This is a genomic window from Methylocaldum sp., from assembly GCF_035627495.1.
Classification (GTDB): domain Bacteria; phylum Pseudomonadota; class Gammaproteobacteria; order Methylococcales; family Methylococcaceae; genus Methylocaldum.
In genome coordinates, this window is the sequence record NZ_DASPLO010000177.1 from 70,291 (window position 1) to 84,051 (window position 13,761).

At 57.2% G+C, this 13,761-nt stretch carries 12 protein-coding genes, 1 tRNA gene and 1 pseudogene; 9 read left to right on the forward strand and 5 right to left on the reverse strand.

Features of this window, described 5'->3' with window-relative positions:
* Positions 1-24: 24 nt before the first annotated feature.
* Positions 25-546: a molybdenum cofactor biosynthesis protein B gene (gene moaB / locus VEB01_RS16555; RefSeq protein WP_324877336.1), complete on the reverse strand. Its 522-nt coding sequence runs from the start codon at positions 544-546 to the stop codon at positions 25-27.
* A gap of 323 nt (positions 547-869) precedes the next feature.
* Here moaB and VEB01_RS16560 point away from each other — a divergent pair, with 323 nt between their 5' ends.
* From VEB01_RS16560 to VEB01_RS16580, 5 genes are all read left to right on the forward strand, one after another.
* Positions 870-2,234, forward strand: a complete 1,365-nt coding sequence (locus tag VEB01_RS16560; RefSeq protein WP_324877338.1) for a TolC family protein — start codon at positions 870-872, stop codon at positions 2,232-2,234.
* A gap of 251 nt (positions 2,235-2,485) precedes the next feature.
* Positions 2,486-3,568 (forward strand): efflux RND transporter periplasmic adaptor subunit, encoded by a 1,083-nt coding sequence (locus VEB01_RS16565; RefSeq protein ID WP_324877340.1) that lies wholly within the window; start codon positions 2,486-2,488, stop codon positions 3,566-3,568.
* Positions 3,565-6,795, forward strand: a complete 3,231-nt coding sequence (locus tag VEB01_RS16570) for an efflux RND transporter permease subunit (protein ID WP_324877342.1) — start codon at positions 3,565-3,567, stop codon at positions 6,793-6,795. Before VEB01_RS16565 ends, VEB01_RS16570 begins: the two co-directional genes overlap by 4 nt.
* Positions 6,796-7,194: 399 nt before the next feature.
* Positions 7,195-7,884, forward strand: coding sequence for a hypothetical protein (locus tag VEB01_RS16575; RefSeq protein ID WP_324877343.1), 690 nt, complete (start codon positions 7,195-7,197; stop codon positions 7,882-7,884).
* Positions 7,885-7,987: 103 nt separating this feature from the next.
* The gene (locus tag VEB01_RS16580) at positions 7,988-9,094 is read left to right on the forward strand and encodes a patatin-like phospholipase family protein (protein WP_324877345.1); all 1,107 of its coding nucleotides are present in this window, start codon (positions 7,988-7,990) and stop codon (positions 9,092-9,094) included.
* Here VEB01_RS16580 and VEB01_RS16585 read toward each other — a convergent pair.
* The 3 genes from VEB01_RS16585 to VEB01_RS16595 are packed head-to-tail and all read right to left on the reverse strand — an operon-like array spanning position 9,062 to position 9,850.
* On the reverse strand, positions 9,062-9,379 hold the full coding sequence (locus VEB01_RS16585) for a hypothetical protein (protein ID WP_324877347.1): 318 nt from the start codon (positions 9,377-9,379) through the stop codon (positions 9,062-9,064). The two genes, VEB01_RS16580 and VEB01_RS16585, sit on opposite strands and share 33 nt — an antisense overlap.
* Positions 9,380-9,401: 22 nt before the next feature.
* Entirely contained in the window at positions 9,402-9,536 is a 135-nt protein-coding gene (locus VEB01_RS16590; RefSeq protein ID WP_324877349.1) for a hypothetical protein, read from the reverse strand.
* The gene (locus VEB01_RS16595; RefSeq protein WP_324877351.1) at positions 9,536-9,850 is read right to left on the reverse strand and encodes a DUF4389 domain-containing protein; all 315 of its coding nucleotides are present in this window, start codon (positions 9,848-9,850) and stop codon (positions 9,536-9,538) included. Before VEB01_RS16595 ends, VEB01_RS16590 begins: the two co-directional genes overlap by 1 nt.
* A 131-nt stretch (positions 9,851-9,981) precedes the next feature.
* On the opposite strand from VEB01_RS16595, the gene VEB01_RS16600 reads away from it, so the two are divergent.
* Positions 9,982-10,518 carry a DUF2127 domain-containing protein gene (locus tag VEB01_RS16600; protein ID WP_324877353.1) on the forward strand — a complete coding sequence of 179 codons (537 nt, stop codon included), beginning with the start codon at positions 9,982-9,984 and terminating at the stop codon, positions 10,516-10,518.
* Positions 10,519-10,547: 29 nt separating this feature from the next.
* Here the strand turns inward: VEB01_RS16600 and VEB01_RS16605 are convergent.
* Positions 10,548-10,621, reverse strand: a tRNA-Gly gene (locus VEB01_RS16605).
* A 174-nt stretch (positions 10,622-10,795) separates the two neighbouring features.
* On the opposite strand from VEB01_RS16605, the gene VEB01_RS16610 reads away from it, so the two are divergent.
* The 3 genes and pseudogenes from VEB01_RS16610 to VEB01_RS16620 form a co-directional block, all read left to right on the forward strand.
* Positions 10,796-12,223 carry a glutamate-cysteine ligase family protein gene (locus VEB01_RS16610; RefSeq protein ID WP_324877354.1) on the forward strand — a complete coding sequence of 476 codons (1,428 nt, stop codon included), beginning with the start codon at positions 10,796-10,798 and terminating at the stop codon, positions 12,221-12,223.
* Complete coding sequence (locus VEB01_RS16615; protein WP_324877355.1) at positions 12,211-13,248, forward strand: M14 family metallopeptidase; 1,038 nt, start codon at positions 12,211-12,213, stop codon at positions 13,246-13,248. Before VEB01_RS16610 ends, VEB01_RS16615 begins: the two co-directional genes overlap by 13 nt.
* 153 nt (positions 13,249-13,401) lie before the next feature.
* Positions 13,402-13,761 (forward strand): annotated as a pseudogene (locus tag VEB01_RS16620) (hypothetical protein); the annotation flags it as partial.

Here is a 13,761-nt window from a genome sequence, read left to right on the forward strand (position 1 = left end):
TCGATGGCCTCAAATTCGACTTACTTATTTTTCCAGCAAGCGGGGCATCAATTCCACCAGATTGCACGGACGGGTGCGGTAATCGAGCTGCTCTCGAATGAGCTGGTCCCAAGCGGTTCGGCATGCGCCGGAAGAACCGGGCAGACAAAAGATGTAGGTACCGTTGGCTACCCCGGCAATGGCGCGGGATTGAATCGTGGACGTTTTGATTTCCTGGTAGGAGATGGCGCGAAAGACCTCGCCGAACCCGTCCAACGTCTTGTCGAACAGGACTGAAACCGCTTCCGGAGTGCCGTCTCGTCCGGTAACGCCGGTGCCGCCGGTGGTGATGACGACCTGAATGGTTTCGGAAGCGATCCACTCCGATACCACGGCGCGTATTCGGTAAATGTCGTCGGGCACGATGCGTTTATCCGCCAGACAATGTCCGGCCGCGCTCAGCCGATCGATCAAACTCTTCCCGGAGACATCGTTATCTTCCGTGCGCGTGTCGGATACCGTCAATACGGCAATATTGAGCGGAATGAAGCTTCTTTCCTGGGGCATTAAAATGCGTTCCTGTCGTGCATGTTGTAAATTCAGTTGGCAAAAGGGGCGACCGACTCTCCATTCGTTCGAGAAAGACGATGCACTATAGTGCGAATGGCTACAAAGCTATCGAACATCCCGAGGGGGTGCAATCCTTTCAAGAAATATCCGGGCTTGATTAAATATTAACGAATCCTTATATTCGGTTTGGGGTGTGTCTGTGATCGAACGGTAGCCAAATCGCGGTGTGCGTTGATGGGGCCGTGTACACGTTCGAGTTTCGAGGCTTCTAGTAGTTTTTGAACTTTGAGGCGCAAGGGGATAAGGAATAAAGGCAGGACGTGAGTTTAAAGTATTCCAACTCGGGGCTTTTAACCGTGGGTGCGGCAATTTGGCTGATGGCCGGCATCGGGTCAGCCGCCGACATTCCGAACAACTCAACCACTCGCCATCCGCTCAAGTTGCAGGAGGCGATTGACCTCGCATTCGAGCAGAACCCCGATCTTCTCGCGGCCGCAGCCCGGATCGGCGAAGCTGAAGCCAAGGTTGCCGAGGCCGCGGCGAGCTTTTACCCCAAGCTTACGGCACGGGTCGGTTACGCCTATTCCGACGATCCTTCCCAAGCCTTCTCCTACATCGTGGCGCAACGCCGCTTCAATTTCGGGTTGGATATCAATCATCCCGGCTGGATGGAGAACTTCCGCCCTGAAATCGTCGGCACTTGGTCGCTGTACCGAGGCGGTCAGGACAGTTACCGGAAGAAAGCCGCCGAATTGGGTGTCGAAGCGGCCGAATTGGAGCGTGCGGCGATACGCAACCGTTTGGCGGCTGCGGTGACCGCGGCGTATTACGCGTTGCTGTCCGCACCGCAGCAAGTGGATGTGGCGCGCCATTCGATCGAAGCCGTCGAGCGCGAACTGGAGCATACCAAGCATCGAGTGGCGGAAGGTATGGCGCTCAAGGCCGATGTGCTGTCGCTGGACGTGCGCGCGGCAGAGGCCCGCGAGGCCGAATTGAAGGCGCAAAATGCCATCGAGTTATCCCGTTCGGCGCTAAAGACGCTGCTCGGTATTACGGCGGGCGAAACGATCGAGCTCGGCGAACCTGCGGACATGTCTTCTACGCCCCCAGGTCAGGACTACGCCCGATTCCTCGATCGAGCCTTGGCTCAGCGTCCCGAAATGCAAGCCGCGATACATCAGTCGCAAATACGGCGCGAGGAACTGCAGGCGGAGCGGGGCGCGCGCTGGCCGCGGGTGAATGCCTATGCCGCCTATGGCCAGAACAGCCGGTCTCCGGATTTCGCATTCAGCCGGGACAATGTCACCCTGGGCGTCAATGCCGAGATGGATCTGTTCTCGGGCGGCGCGGTCACGGCCCGTATCGCGCAAGCGGAACGCCGGCTCTCCGAAGCGCAGGCACTGGAGCAGCGTACCAAGCTGGAGATCGAGGACGACGTTCGACGCGCCTACACGACCCTGGAAGAAGCTCGGCAACGCCTCAAAGTGACCGAGGCCGGGGCCGCCGCCGCCAATGAGGCCTTACGTTTGGTCAACGAACAATATCGAGGCGGCACCGCCAACGTGACGCGGTATCTCGAAGCGGAGACCGACCGCGCCGACGCCGCCTTGCGCGCCATCGTCGCCCGTTACGAGGCGCAAGTGGCGCAGGCGCAGTTGCAGAAGGCGGTGGGGCATTGGCGCTAAGAGGGTGTGTGAAAAGTGTCGCGAGCGGCCCGAGAGCAAGGCGCCCGGAGCGCAGGACCCGGAGTGTACATGGAGTACATGAGGAGTCCTACACCTTCGCGACGCCGCTATCGGGACGCGCAGCAGCTTTTCACACACCCTCTAAGACGCCCGGACAGTCCGTTCCTTAACTTCCATTCAGGCCGGCTTTATTTCATAGGCCGGGAGTTTTTGCGCGATCGCGAACCGGCAGGAAATCCAAAGGCATAGTCATGACTCATTCCACGTACTCCCGGACCAAGCTTATATACGCCCTGGTCGCTGTGGCCGCTTTAATCGTGCTTCTCATGTGGATGCAGGGGAGCTTTGAGGACAAGGTGGAACCGGGGGTGAGCGAGGCCGTCGCGGATGGTGAGGTCGACAAAAATGCTCCCACGGCCAAGGTGGTTCGAAAGGACATCGAAAAAGCCTTTGCCTGGCCCGGTACCGTTGCAGCGCGGACGGTCGCGCAGATCGCTCCCAAGATTCCCGGCAGGATTCTGGAGATCCCCGTCCGTGCGGGCGAGCGCGTCAAGCAGGGCCAGGTGCTGGCGCGGCTCGACGCGCGGGAGACCCAAGCCCGTCTCGGTCAGGCTCGCGCCGCCTTGGCAGCGGCCGAGGCACAAGCCGGCCAGGCCCGTGCCGATGCCCGCCGGTTACAAAATCTCTACGACAAAGAGGCCGCGACCCGGCAGGATTTGGATGCCGTTCTGGCGACCGCGCAAACCGCCGAAGCGCGAGTTCGGGAAGCCAGGGATGCGATTCGCGAGGCGGAGTCGTCGCAGGCGGAAACCGTACTGCGCGCACCCTTTGACGGTGTAATCGTCGAACGCCGTCTGGAGCCTGGCGACATGGCATTGCCCGGCACGGCGATACTGGTTCTTCAGGAATCGCAGCGGCTTCGGATCGAGAGTGCCGTTCCGGCCCAATGCGCCGGTCTCGTCAAGATCGGCGACGAACTCAAGGTCCGCATCGCCAATCCGGAAAGCGAATTCAAGGCTGTGGTGGATGAAATCCAGCCTGCCGCCGATCCCAAGACCCGGACAGTGCTGGTGAAAGCCCGTTTGCCGGAAGATTCGGGTGTGCAGCCCGGCGCATTCGGTTGGCTCTATCAATCCTGCGGTCAAGACGATGTGCTGCTGGTGCCGGTTTCCGCGGTGAACCGTGTTGGGCAACTCGAGAGTGTGCGGCTGTTGGTGGAGAATCACGCTCGGCTGCGCCATGTCCGCACTGGCAAGCGCCATGACGGGCAGATCGAAATCCTCTCGGGTCTCAAGGAAGGCGATACCGTGCTGCTTTCGGAGAACGGCCGATGAGCTTGGAAACCCCTGTCGAGCGAGGTTTGACCGCCCGCATCGTCGAGCTGTTCATCACCTCCAAGCTGTCGCTGCTCCTTCTGATCGCGTCCTTTCTGGCCGGGTTCGCCGCGCTGGTGCTGACGCCGCGCGAAGAAGAACCGCAGATCGTGGTGCCGGTGGCGGACGTCTTGATCAGCGTGCCGGGCGCCGGTGCCGAGGAAGTCGAAAAACTGGTCTCGACGCCGCTGGAGACCTTGCTGCGGGAAGTGGATGGCGTGGAATACGTTTATTCGGCGTCGCGGGAAGGCGAGGCCTTGGTGACTGTGCGCTTTTACGTCGGCGAAGACCGCGAGGACAGCCTGGTGAAGGTTTGGAACAAGCTGATGTCCAACCAGGACCGGATCCCGTCCCTCGTGAGCTCGTGGGCCGTGAAGCCGGTAGAAATCGATGACGTCCCGATCGTCACCTTGGCCTTGTCATCGAGCGATCCGGTCTACGATACGGCCGCGTTGCGCCGTTTGGCCGACGAGATGAAGGATAAGCTGGCCGTGGTGGAGGATGCCGGCAAGATCACCGTGGTTGGCGGAGAGCGCCGACGGGTCTTGGTTTACCCCGATCCGGCGCGTTTGGCGGCGCACGGCGTAACCGTTCTGGACGTGATGCGGGCGTTGCAGGCCGCCAACATCAATCTGCAGGCGGGGACTTTCGAACAGGCCAACCGCGCCGTCCGGCTCGAAGCCGGACCGTTTTTCACGAGCGGAGACGAGGTGGCCGGCACGCCGGTGGCTGGGCAAACCGGTAAACTGGTTTATCTCCGAGACGTGGCGACGGTCACAGACGGTCCGGAGGAACCGGAGAGCTATACGCGGATCGGCTACGGGCCGGCGGCCGCCGAGAGTCCGCAGCTGGATGAAACGGCAGCCGCCAAGCCCGGCGAAGAGCGCCAATCGGTCACTCTGGCTGTCGCCAAGCGGAAAGGCGCCAATGCCGTAGCGGTGGCCGAAGAGGTCATCGAGGCGGCGAAAGGGCTGTACGGCACCGTCATTCCGGAGGACGTCACCGTCAACATCACCCGCAATTACGGCGAGACCGCCAATCACAAGGTCAACGAACTGGTCAGGCACCTGTTCATCGCCATCGCCACGATCATCGTCCTTCTGGCCTTCGCATTGGGGCCGAAGGAGTCTTTCATCGTCGCCCTGGCGGTCCCGATGACGCTGGGCGTGACCCTCTTGTGCGATCTCATCTTCGGCTACACCATCAACCGCGTGACCCTATTCGCGCTGATTCTGTCGTTGGGACTCCTGGTCGACGATCCCATCGTCGACGTGGAAAACATCTTCCGCCATTTCAAGCTGCGCCGGGAACCGCCCCTGGAGGCCACTCTCACCGCAGTCGACGAGGTCCGTCCACCCACCATCTTCGCGACCTTCACCGTCATCATTTCCTTTCTGCCGATGTTTTTCATCACCGGCATGATGGGGCCGTACATGGGGCCGATGGCTTTCAACGTGCCGATCGCGATGCTGATGTCGCTCCTGGTGGCGTTCACCGTAACGCCCTGGGCGAGCTACTACCTCCTCAAGAGCGAATACGGCAAGGGCGAAGAAGCGTTCGATCTCAAGCAGAGTACGGTATACCGGTTTTATCACCGCACCCTAGGCGGACTCTTGACGACCTCCGGCCGGGCCAAGATTTTTCTATGGCTGGTGCTGGCGGCCTTCGTGGTCTCGGCCTTGCTGGCGGTCTTCCGCATCGTGCCGCTGAAATTATTGCCCTTCGACAACAAAAACGAACTGCAAATCGTCGTCGACATGCCGCGCGGCACCACCTTGGAAGAATCCGACGCGGCGGCACGGGCGCTCGGGGATTATCTCGCCACCGTCAACGAGGTGACCGATTTCGAGACTTACGTGGGACTCGCTTCGCCCATGGACTTCAACGGTCTGGTGCGGCATTACTATCTGCGGCGGGAACCCCATCAGGCCGAGATTCGCATCAATCTGTTGCCCAAGGAGCGGCGCGAACAGCAATCCCACGAGATTGCCCTGCGTATCCGTCCCGATATCGAGCGGATCGCCCAGGCTTACGGCGCCAATGCCAAGATCGTCGAAACCCCGCCCGGTCCCCCGGTGCTGTCCACTTTCGTGGCCGAAGTGTACGGGCCTTTGGGCGCGGATTATTCCGACCTGGCTCGGGTCGCCGAAGGGGTAAAGCAGGATATAGTCGGGATAGAGGGTGTCGTGGGCGTGGACGACACCGTCGATGAGCCTCAGACCGTGGTTCGCTATCGGCTGGACCGGCAGCAGGCTGCGCTGCACGGCGTTACCGTGGCGGAGGTCGCGGAAACCCTCCGCGCAGCGTTGAATGGGGTTTCCGCCGGCGTCGTGCATGTTTCGTCCGAGCGCCAGCCGTTGGAAATCGTCATGCGGCTGCCACGCGCGGAGCGTTCCTCCGTAGCCGATCTGAATACGCTTCGGGTAAAAGGTCTGGACGGCTCGCTGGTGCCGCTGGGCGAGATCGGCCAGGCGATCGAGGAGCCGGCCGATCTGACGATTTATCATAAAGATCTCAGGCGCCTGAGTTACGTTACCGCGGAAATGGCGGGCAGGAGTCCAGTGGAAGCCGTGTTCGACTGGTGGGACATCGAAGAGGAAAAGCCGTTGCCCGAGGGCTATACGGTCGATCTGGCCGGGGAAGGGGAGTGGAAGATTACGGTGGATGTATTCCGCGATCTGGGGCTCGCTTTCGGCGCGGCCCTGCTCATGATCTATGTGCTGCTGGTGGCGCAGACGGGGTCCTTAGGGATGCCGCTCATCATCATGGTAGCCATTCCCCTGACCGTCATCGGCATCATGCCCGGCTTTGCGCTGCTCAACTTGTTGTTCACCGAGCCGGTGGCCGGGTTCGGCAATCCCATCCTGTTCACCGCCACCGCCATGATCGGCATGATCGCCCTGGCCGGCATCGTAGTGCGCAACTCCATCATCCTCATCGACTTCATCGAGCGGTTGCGGGGCCAGGGCGAAACCCTCATTGATGCCCTCATCGAAGCCGGCGCCACCCGTCTCCGCCCCATCTTTCTCACCGCCGCTGCCGCGCTGTTCGGCTCTTTCGTCATCACCCTCGACCCCATCTTCTCCGGCCTCGCCTGGAGCTTCATCTTCGGCATCTTCGCCTCTACCGCGTTTTCCCTATATGTGGTGCCGGTGGTGTATTACCTGCTGAATCGGAAAGCTGTTTAGGTATTGGGCGCGATAGCGAGCGGGAATTGTGCCGTCCGCGTTCTTTATTCGGTTAGTTACCGGTTTACCGGTTGGTTTCGCGCGGGATGACTGGCGCGTAAGAAAATGTCCTTTGTCTCACCTGCCGCCTGCTTACCGGCCATGCGAAGGATAGCGTCTTCCCGGCCGTCATTGGAGCGAAGCCCGGATTACCCCGTGAACCGCCGACACGGCAAAACGCCATCGTGCCGGGACGTCGGGTGTTGATCCGGAATTTTCCGAGTCACTTGTAGTCGAAATTCAGGACGCTCGCTTGCCAAATGCTACGTCACGGCCGAACTGCCGATCAGGGGTAAGCGTCGGCAACACCGGACTTGGATAGAGAAAAAGGATCTCCAAGACCAACGACAGGGAGAAACGATGGCGCAGGACGACAGCACCGAATCCGACAGAGTCGCGTTCCCCGCAGAGGGCACGGCGCAACGTCAAACTTCTCTGCCATTCAAATATTGGTTGGACATCGCCAGCGCCATCCTGCTGTCGGTTGCGGCTTTGGCTTCGTCGTGGGCCGGTTACCAGTCCAAACGCTGGAGCGGCGTCCAGTCGGCCAACTACAACACTTCCTCCACACTGTGGGTCCAATCGTCCCGAGTCGCAACGTTCGCCTATCTTTACCGATCCATCGACCTGGAGCTTTTCATCGAGTGGCTCAATGCCTATAAGGACGGCGACGCAGAACGGGCGAGATTCTTCGAACAGCGATTTCGACCCGAATTCAGGCCGGCTTTCGAAGCCTGGGTGGCCAGCCAGCCACTGGAAAATGCTGCCGCACCCAGCTCTCCCTTCGTCCTGCCGGAGTACCGCCTGGAACTTTCTGACCGGGCCGCGCAATTGGAACAGGAAGCGGGGACGGCTTCCGATCATGCCCAAGCCGCCAACCAACAAGGCGATGACTATGTGCTCAGCACGGTCATCTTTTCCGCCACTCTGTTCTTCACCGGCATCGCCGCCCATTTCAGTAAGTTCCGTGTCCGCGTCGCGTTGCTGATTATCGCTGGGGTGATGGCCTTGGTGGGGGTGGCCCAGTTAGCGACATATCCGGTTAGGTAGAAGGGGGAAGCGACTTGACCGGTTCTCGGCAAATGGGGAAACCAGGACGAAGGCACAACCTTGTTCGCCATCTTCTTAAAGCGTTTTCGGAGGACTTTTCCCGATGAAACCTAAAATCGCCATCGCCTGCCAGGGAGGCGGAAGCCAGACCGCCTTTACGGCCGGTGTATTCAAAGCCCTTGCGGAAAACAACGTTCAGGATCATTTCAACATCGTCAGCATCAGCGGAACCTCGGGCGGCGCCATCTGCGGTTTTATGTTTTGGTACGCCATAAAACGCGAGGAAAACCCCTTTTGTAAGCGGGTTTTGGATTTCTGGAACGATAATACCGCCAGAACGTATCAGGAACGTCTTTTCAATAATGCCGTTATCCACTCGCTTTATTTAGCTGGAAAGGGACTGATACCCCAGTACAACTTAAGTCCCTCTTCTCCGATGGCAAAGAGTTCTTTTTCGGTTGCCACTTTCGGTATCCGGGACGAATTCACGGATCTTCAGACACTGCTGGAAACCCATATCGATGCTCAGGAACTGGCCGCTATGGGCCAGCAACCGGAGCCGCCGATTCTGATCATCGGCGCTTGCAACGTGCTTACCGGCCGATTGCACAAGTTCAGTTCATACCTTGAGCCAATCAAAATCGAACATCTCCTTGCCTCGGCTTGCGTTCCAAACATCTTTCCGGCGGTATCGATTGGCGAGATGGCCTATTGGGATGGGCTGTTTTCCGATAATCCGCCGATTTCTACCTTGATCGACCCTCGATTTGTCGGATCTCGAAATGTTCCCAATGAAATTTGGGCGATAAAAATCAATCCAACGACAGCCGACGAAATTCCGGTCGCGCCAGACGACATTCTTGATCGCCATAACGAATTAACGGGCAACATATCCTTATTTCACAGCCTGCGCCAAATCGAGCGGATCAATGATTTCATCATCTCGGGTGCGTTTAAGGACGAGTTTTTGGCCAATTACGATATCAAGGAACCGATAAAGATCCCCCGGTCGTTTCCCGATGATCCGGACGCGCCCTACCATATTCCACGAATAGAGATGTCGGTCGAATTGGCGAAAAGCCTGAATTATGAAAGCAAACTCGATCGCAGCCCCGAACATATCGACCGTCTCATTCAGGATGGCGAAGGTCAAGGAAAGCGGTTTTTGCAAACGCGGTTAGAGCAAATGGATACTCGACAGCAGAATTAAGCCATTCTCGATTCGAGCCCGTGCAGGTACTTCGAGGATGAATCGCCGATGCACCGTTTTCTGCGGCTCGCCGCCGCCATCCTGTCCGCTGTCGAGGTTGTGCCGAAACGGCCGAAGCCCAAAACGCCGCAGCAACCGCGTAGCAAGCGGGGGCAGCAGCAACTCGCGCAAACGCGGCTGTAGTATTAGCCACGGGGGATTTGGCATGGAGCAACCCGCCTGCCAACGGCCTATAAGATCGAAGATATGGAGCGATAACTGCAACAGATTGTAGACAACGGGCAACAAAATTTCGTGCAGATATGAACTAATGGGTCACCTGGCTGTCAATATGTAAGAGTTCTTCCTCCTCTTGACCCACCACATGGTGGGTTTTTTTTGTCTTCAGGAATTGTCGGAAGACGTGGCGGATAGAAAGCGGGACGGGGGTTTCCTCGGCCATCAATCGTCTCTTGCGCCAAATGCGGCAAACGGGAAGGGCATGCGGTCAGTGCTGTAGGACATGAAAAGCATCATGCTATAGATCCAAGATGAGAGTGCCTCACCCCATTTCACACCACGCCGGGTTGCCCGGCCGGTAAACAGATGGGCGATGAACTGGAACAGCACCACGGCCCATAGGATAAAACGTACGATGCCGAAAAGCGCAAAAAATAGCGCCATAAATAACAACCGTTTAAAGGCGTTCATGCTGATTTGATTGTTGTCGATCGGGTCTTTCATAAAAACAATAAGAAACACAATGGGTCTATTCAAAAGGATATTGCCAACAGCCGAGTGTGCAGCAGTTTGTGACATTGGGCTGCGAATTTATGATCCAACCGCCGCCGCCGTCAGTCAATTTGCTCCGGAAGTTAGCGGTCAAGGATTTTAGGAGGGTCGTCATCATGGAACAACTATTTTCAGCTAAGAAAAATAGCATTGCCACTTCTTCACGCTCATCGGGTGGTTTGCGCGTCATCGCGATGGTCGAGTTAAGCAAGGGTGTGCTGATCTTGCTAGCGGGATTCGGGCTTCTCTCCCTTATCCATCATGATGCGCAGCAGGTGGCCGAGGAGATTGTCCGCCATTTTCATCTCAACCCGGCCAGCCGATATCCGCGGATTTTCGTCAATCTAATGGAGCGGCTTTCGGATAAAAGGCTTTGGTTTTTTGCGGGTTTCGCATTTATTTACAGCAGCCTGCGGTTTATCGAGGCTTATGGATTATGGCGAAGACGGCGATGGGCAGAGTGGTTTGCAGTGGCGAGCGGCGCCATCTATGTGCCCATAGAGCTTTACGAGCTACTGGCCGGAGTCTCGTGGATCAAGATTCTGACTTTCGTCGTCAATGTAGGGATCGTCGCTTATATTGGCCTCTCTCTATGGCAATCCCAAAAGGATAGGCTGAGTATGTCGGCTTGTGGCGAAGCGACTGAAGAGTAAATGCTTGAGAAAAGGAAGGTGGGCGAATATGGAGCGGGTGATGGGAATCGAACCCACGCCTGAGGCTTGGGAAGCCGCCGTTCTACCATTGAACTACACCCGCTTATCGGTGTCATGCTGATTTTAAGCGTTTTCGCCGGCCTGGATCAATCTCCTCGAGTCATTTGATCCGTCTATTAATAGGTTGGTTGCCTAAGATCGATTGCGTGTTTGGCCCGCTCCGAATCCGTGGCATCATGGTACTCAACCAAAACCGGCACAGTTTTGGGGAGGAAAAATGGGACAAGAGATAGCGAAAGCCCAGTTCTCCGATACCGACTTCGATAATTTTCGCCAGCGCCTGGGAGAAGAAACGGCGTTGCTCAGCCGCTACGTTCGTGAGGGACGTTGTTCGTCGCAGGGGCCGATCACCGGTTTCGAGCTGGAAGCATGGCTGGTGGACCCGGACATGAATCCCGCTCCGGTCAATGCCGCGTTTCTCGAGGCTTTCAATGGCGAGCTCGCCTGTCCGGAACTCGCTAAATTCAATGTGGAGTTCAATAGCACACCGCAATTCGTGCGAGGAGAGGTGCTTTCGCGGGTTCATTCCGATTTGGCCGATCTGTGGCGCAGGGCCTACATGGCGGCGGAATCGCTAGGCGTCAATCTTTTGGCGATCGGAATACTGCCTACCGTACCCGCGGCGGCGCTCAATCTGAGCAATATTTCCGAGTTGAACCGATTTCGGGCGCTAAACGAGCAGATTCTGTCGGCACGTCGCCAGCAGCCTTTGAAACTGGACATTTCCGGCCATCAGCATCTCACGCTTGAACACCAGGATGTGATGTTGGAAGCGGCGGCGACATCTTTTCAGATTCATCTCCAAGTTCCGCTCGAAAGGGTTCGGGATTATTTCAATACCGCGATTCTAATCTCTGCGCCGCTGGTGGCTGTTTCCGCCAATTCGCCTTTTTTGTTTGGCAAGGATCTGTGGTCGGAAACGCGGATTCCGCTGTTCGAGCAAGCCGTTGATTCCGGCGGTTACCGGGATGCTAGCCATGGCCCCTTGCATCGGGTCGGTTTCGGTAGCGATTATGCCCGTAGCGCTATTAGCGAGGTTTTCGAGGAGAATTTACAGCATTATCCGGTTTTGCTGCCGATACTGTCGGAGACGCCGCCCGAGCAGTTCGCCCATTTGCGATTGCACAACGGCACCATCTGGCGCTGGAATCGACCGCTGATCGGTTTCGATCCCGACGGTCGCCCCCATATCCGAGTCGAGCATCGCGTCATTCCGGCGGGACCGAGCATTGTGGACATGGTTGCCAACGCCGCTTTTTTTTATGGTTTGATCGAATGCCTGGCCAACGAGCAGAGCGGGCCGCCGATCCCATTTGCTCAGGCCAAGGATAATTTTCATCAGGCGGCGCGATACGGCTTGGATGCGCACATGGTTTGGCAAAATGGCGAGAAGCTACCGCTTCGATCATGGCTGCTGCATGAACTGCTTCCAAAAGCGGAATTCGGTTTAAAGCGATTGGGGCTGGCGGAGGCGGATATCGCGTATTATTTAGGCATCGTCCAGCAGCGGGCGTTGTCCGGCCAGACCGGCAGCGAATGGCAGCGCCGTTTCATAGCGAAATATCCCGGGGAGTTTTCAATTATGACTCGCGAGTACCTGAAACGTCAGAAGAGCGGAGAGCCGGTTCATCAATGGCCGCTCTGATGCACGCTTCATCTTTGACTCAACTGGACTATGCCCCAAAAGGCTTGATCGAGATCGACGCCGAACGTCTCCATTCGATATTGCCGGGACCGACACTCATTCATCTTCAGGGACGTCACGAAAGACCGTTGTTCGTATCCGTGCTGCTTCACGGCAATGAGCCTACCGGTCTACATGCTCTCCAGACTCTGCTCAGAAAATATACGGACCAGCCTTTGCCGCGCTCGTTATCGGTTTTTATCGGCAATGTCAGTGCGGCGCGGGGAGGCGTGCGGAGGCTGGAGGGGCAGGTGGATTACAATCGCGTCTGGCCCGGAACTTCTCATGCCGCTTGTCGAGAGACGGCGATGATGCAGGCTGTGGTGGAGGAAATGGCGCGGCGCCACGTTTTCGCCAGCATCGATGTGCACAACAATACCGGGGTGAATCCTCATTACGCCTGCGTCAATCGGCTGGACCACCGGTTTTTCCGGCTGGCATCCATGTTCGGCCGGATGGTGATTTATTTCACCTATCCCAAAGGCACTCAAACCTCGGCTTTCGCCCGACTATGTCCTGCCGTCACGCTGGAGTGCGGTAAACCCGGACAAAAATATGGGAGCGAACATGCTTTCGAATACTTGGACGCCTGTCTGCACCTCACCGATATACCGGATCATCCGGTTGCATCGCAAGATCTGGATTTTTATCACACGGTCGTACAAGTCACAGTGCGCGAGGACGTATCCTTCGGTTTTCAATCCGCGACCCCGGATCTCCAACTGAACGAAGACTTGGATCATCTCAATTTCACGGAACTGAGCGCGGGCACGGTTTTGGGAACTCTCAAGAACGGCTCATCCATTCTGCCATTCATTGCTTGCGACGAAGCGGGGCGGGATGTGGCCTCCGATTACTTCGAAATTCGCGAAGACCGGCTGGTGTTGAAAAAGGCGGTTATGCCTTCCATGTTGACCCTGGACAAACAGATTATCCGTCAGGACTGCTTTTGCTATTTGATGGAAAAGAAAGCGCTCAACACCTGACGGTGAAAGGAATCCGGATCTCTTGTATCGTACGTCGCCGGTATTCCGAAAAGCCTTGCATATTCGAGAGCAAAGCACGGCCGAAAGAGCTTTGCGATGCCGGAACAACCGACAAATTCAAATTAAAACAATATCACTCGGAGGAGAGGAAATATGATAGGCGGCATCGTCGCAGTATTGATTGCGTACTGGTTTTATCGCAGTGCAGAAGATTGTGGTCTTTCAACTTTCCAATGGGCTTTCGCGGGGCTTTTGGCCTTTTACGTACCCAATTTCGCCTGGAGCCTGCTGGTCGCGAAACCGTGGGTTACATCACTCCACGCGCAGCAGGCTACGTTTTCTACCGGGCTGATCAATTTTTCGTCCGTCGCCCTAGTGCTTCGCCACGGTAGCAGTGCAATGTTTGGTCATGTCTTGGGTCTGATGATTGTCTGGAAGCCAGGAGACGATCATGCGAACCCAGAAATACGCAGTGAAACTGACGGCCGAGGCGCGCTCGGCCGTGGAACGCTT

Bases quoted from the DNA above. Each gene is read 5' to 3' on its own strand.
- VEB01_RS16570 (WP_324877342.1), top strand. From the start codon at position 3,565: ATGAGCTTGGAAACCCCTGTCGAGCGAGGTTTGACCGCCCGCATCGTC.
- VEB01_RS16580 (WP_324877345.1), top strand. From the start codon at position 7,988: ATGAAACCTAAAATCGCCATCGCCTGCCAGGGAGGCGGAAGCCAGACC.
- VEB01_RS16565 (WP_324877340.1), top strand. From the start codon at position 2,486: ATGACTCATTCCACGTACTCCCGGACCAAGCTTATATACGCCCTGGTC.
- VEB01_RS16575 (WP_324877343.1), top strand. From the start codon at position 7,195: ATGGCGCAGGACGACAGCACCGAATCCGACAGAGTCGCGTTCCCCGCA.
- VEB01_RS16590 (WP_324877349.1), bottom strand. From the start codon at position 9,536: ATGGCCGAGGAAACCCCCGTCCCGCTTTCTATCCGCCACGTCTTCCGA.
- VEB01_RS16615 (WP_324877355.1), top strand. From the start codon at position 12,211: ATGGCCGCTCTGATGCACGCTTCATCTTTGACTCAACTGGACTATGCC.
- moaB (WP_324877336.1), bottom strand. From the start codon at position 546: ATGCCCCAGGAAAGAAGCTTCATTCCGCTCAATATTGCCGTATTGACG.
- VEB01_RS16610 (WP_324877354.1), top strand. From the start codon at position 10,796: ATGGGACAAGAGATAGCGAAAGCCCAGTTCTCCGATACCGACTTCGAT.
- VEB01_RS16600 (WP_324877353.1), top strand. From the start codon at position 9,982: ATGGAACAACTATTTTCAGCTAAGAAAAATAGCATTGCCACTTCTTCA.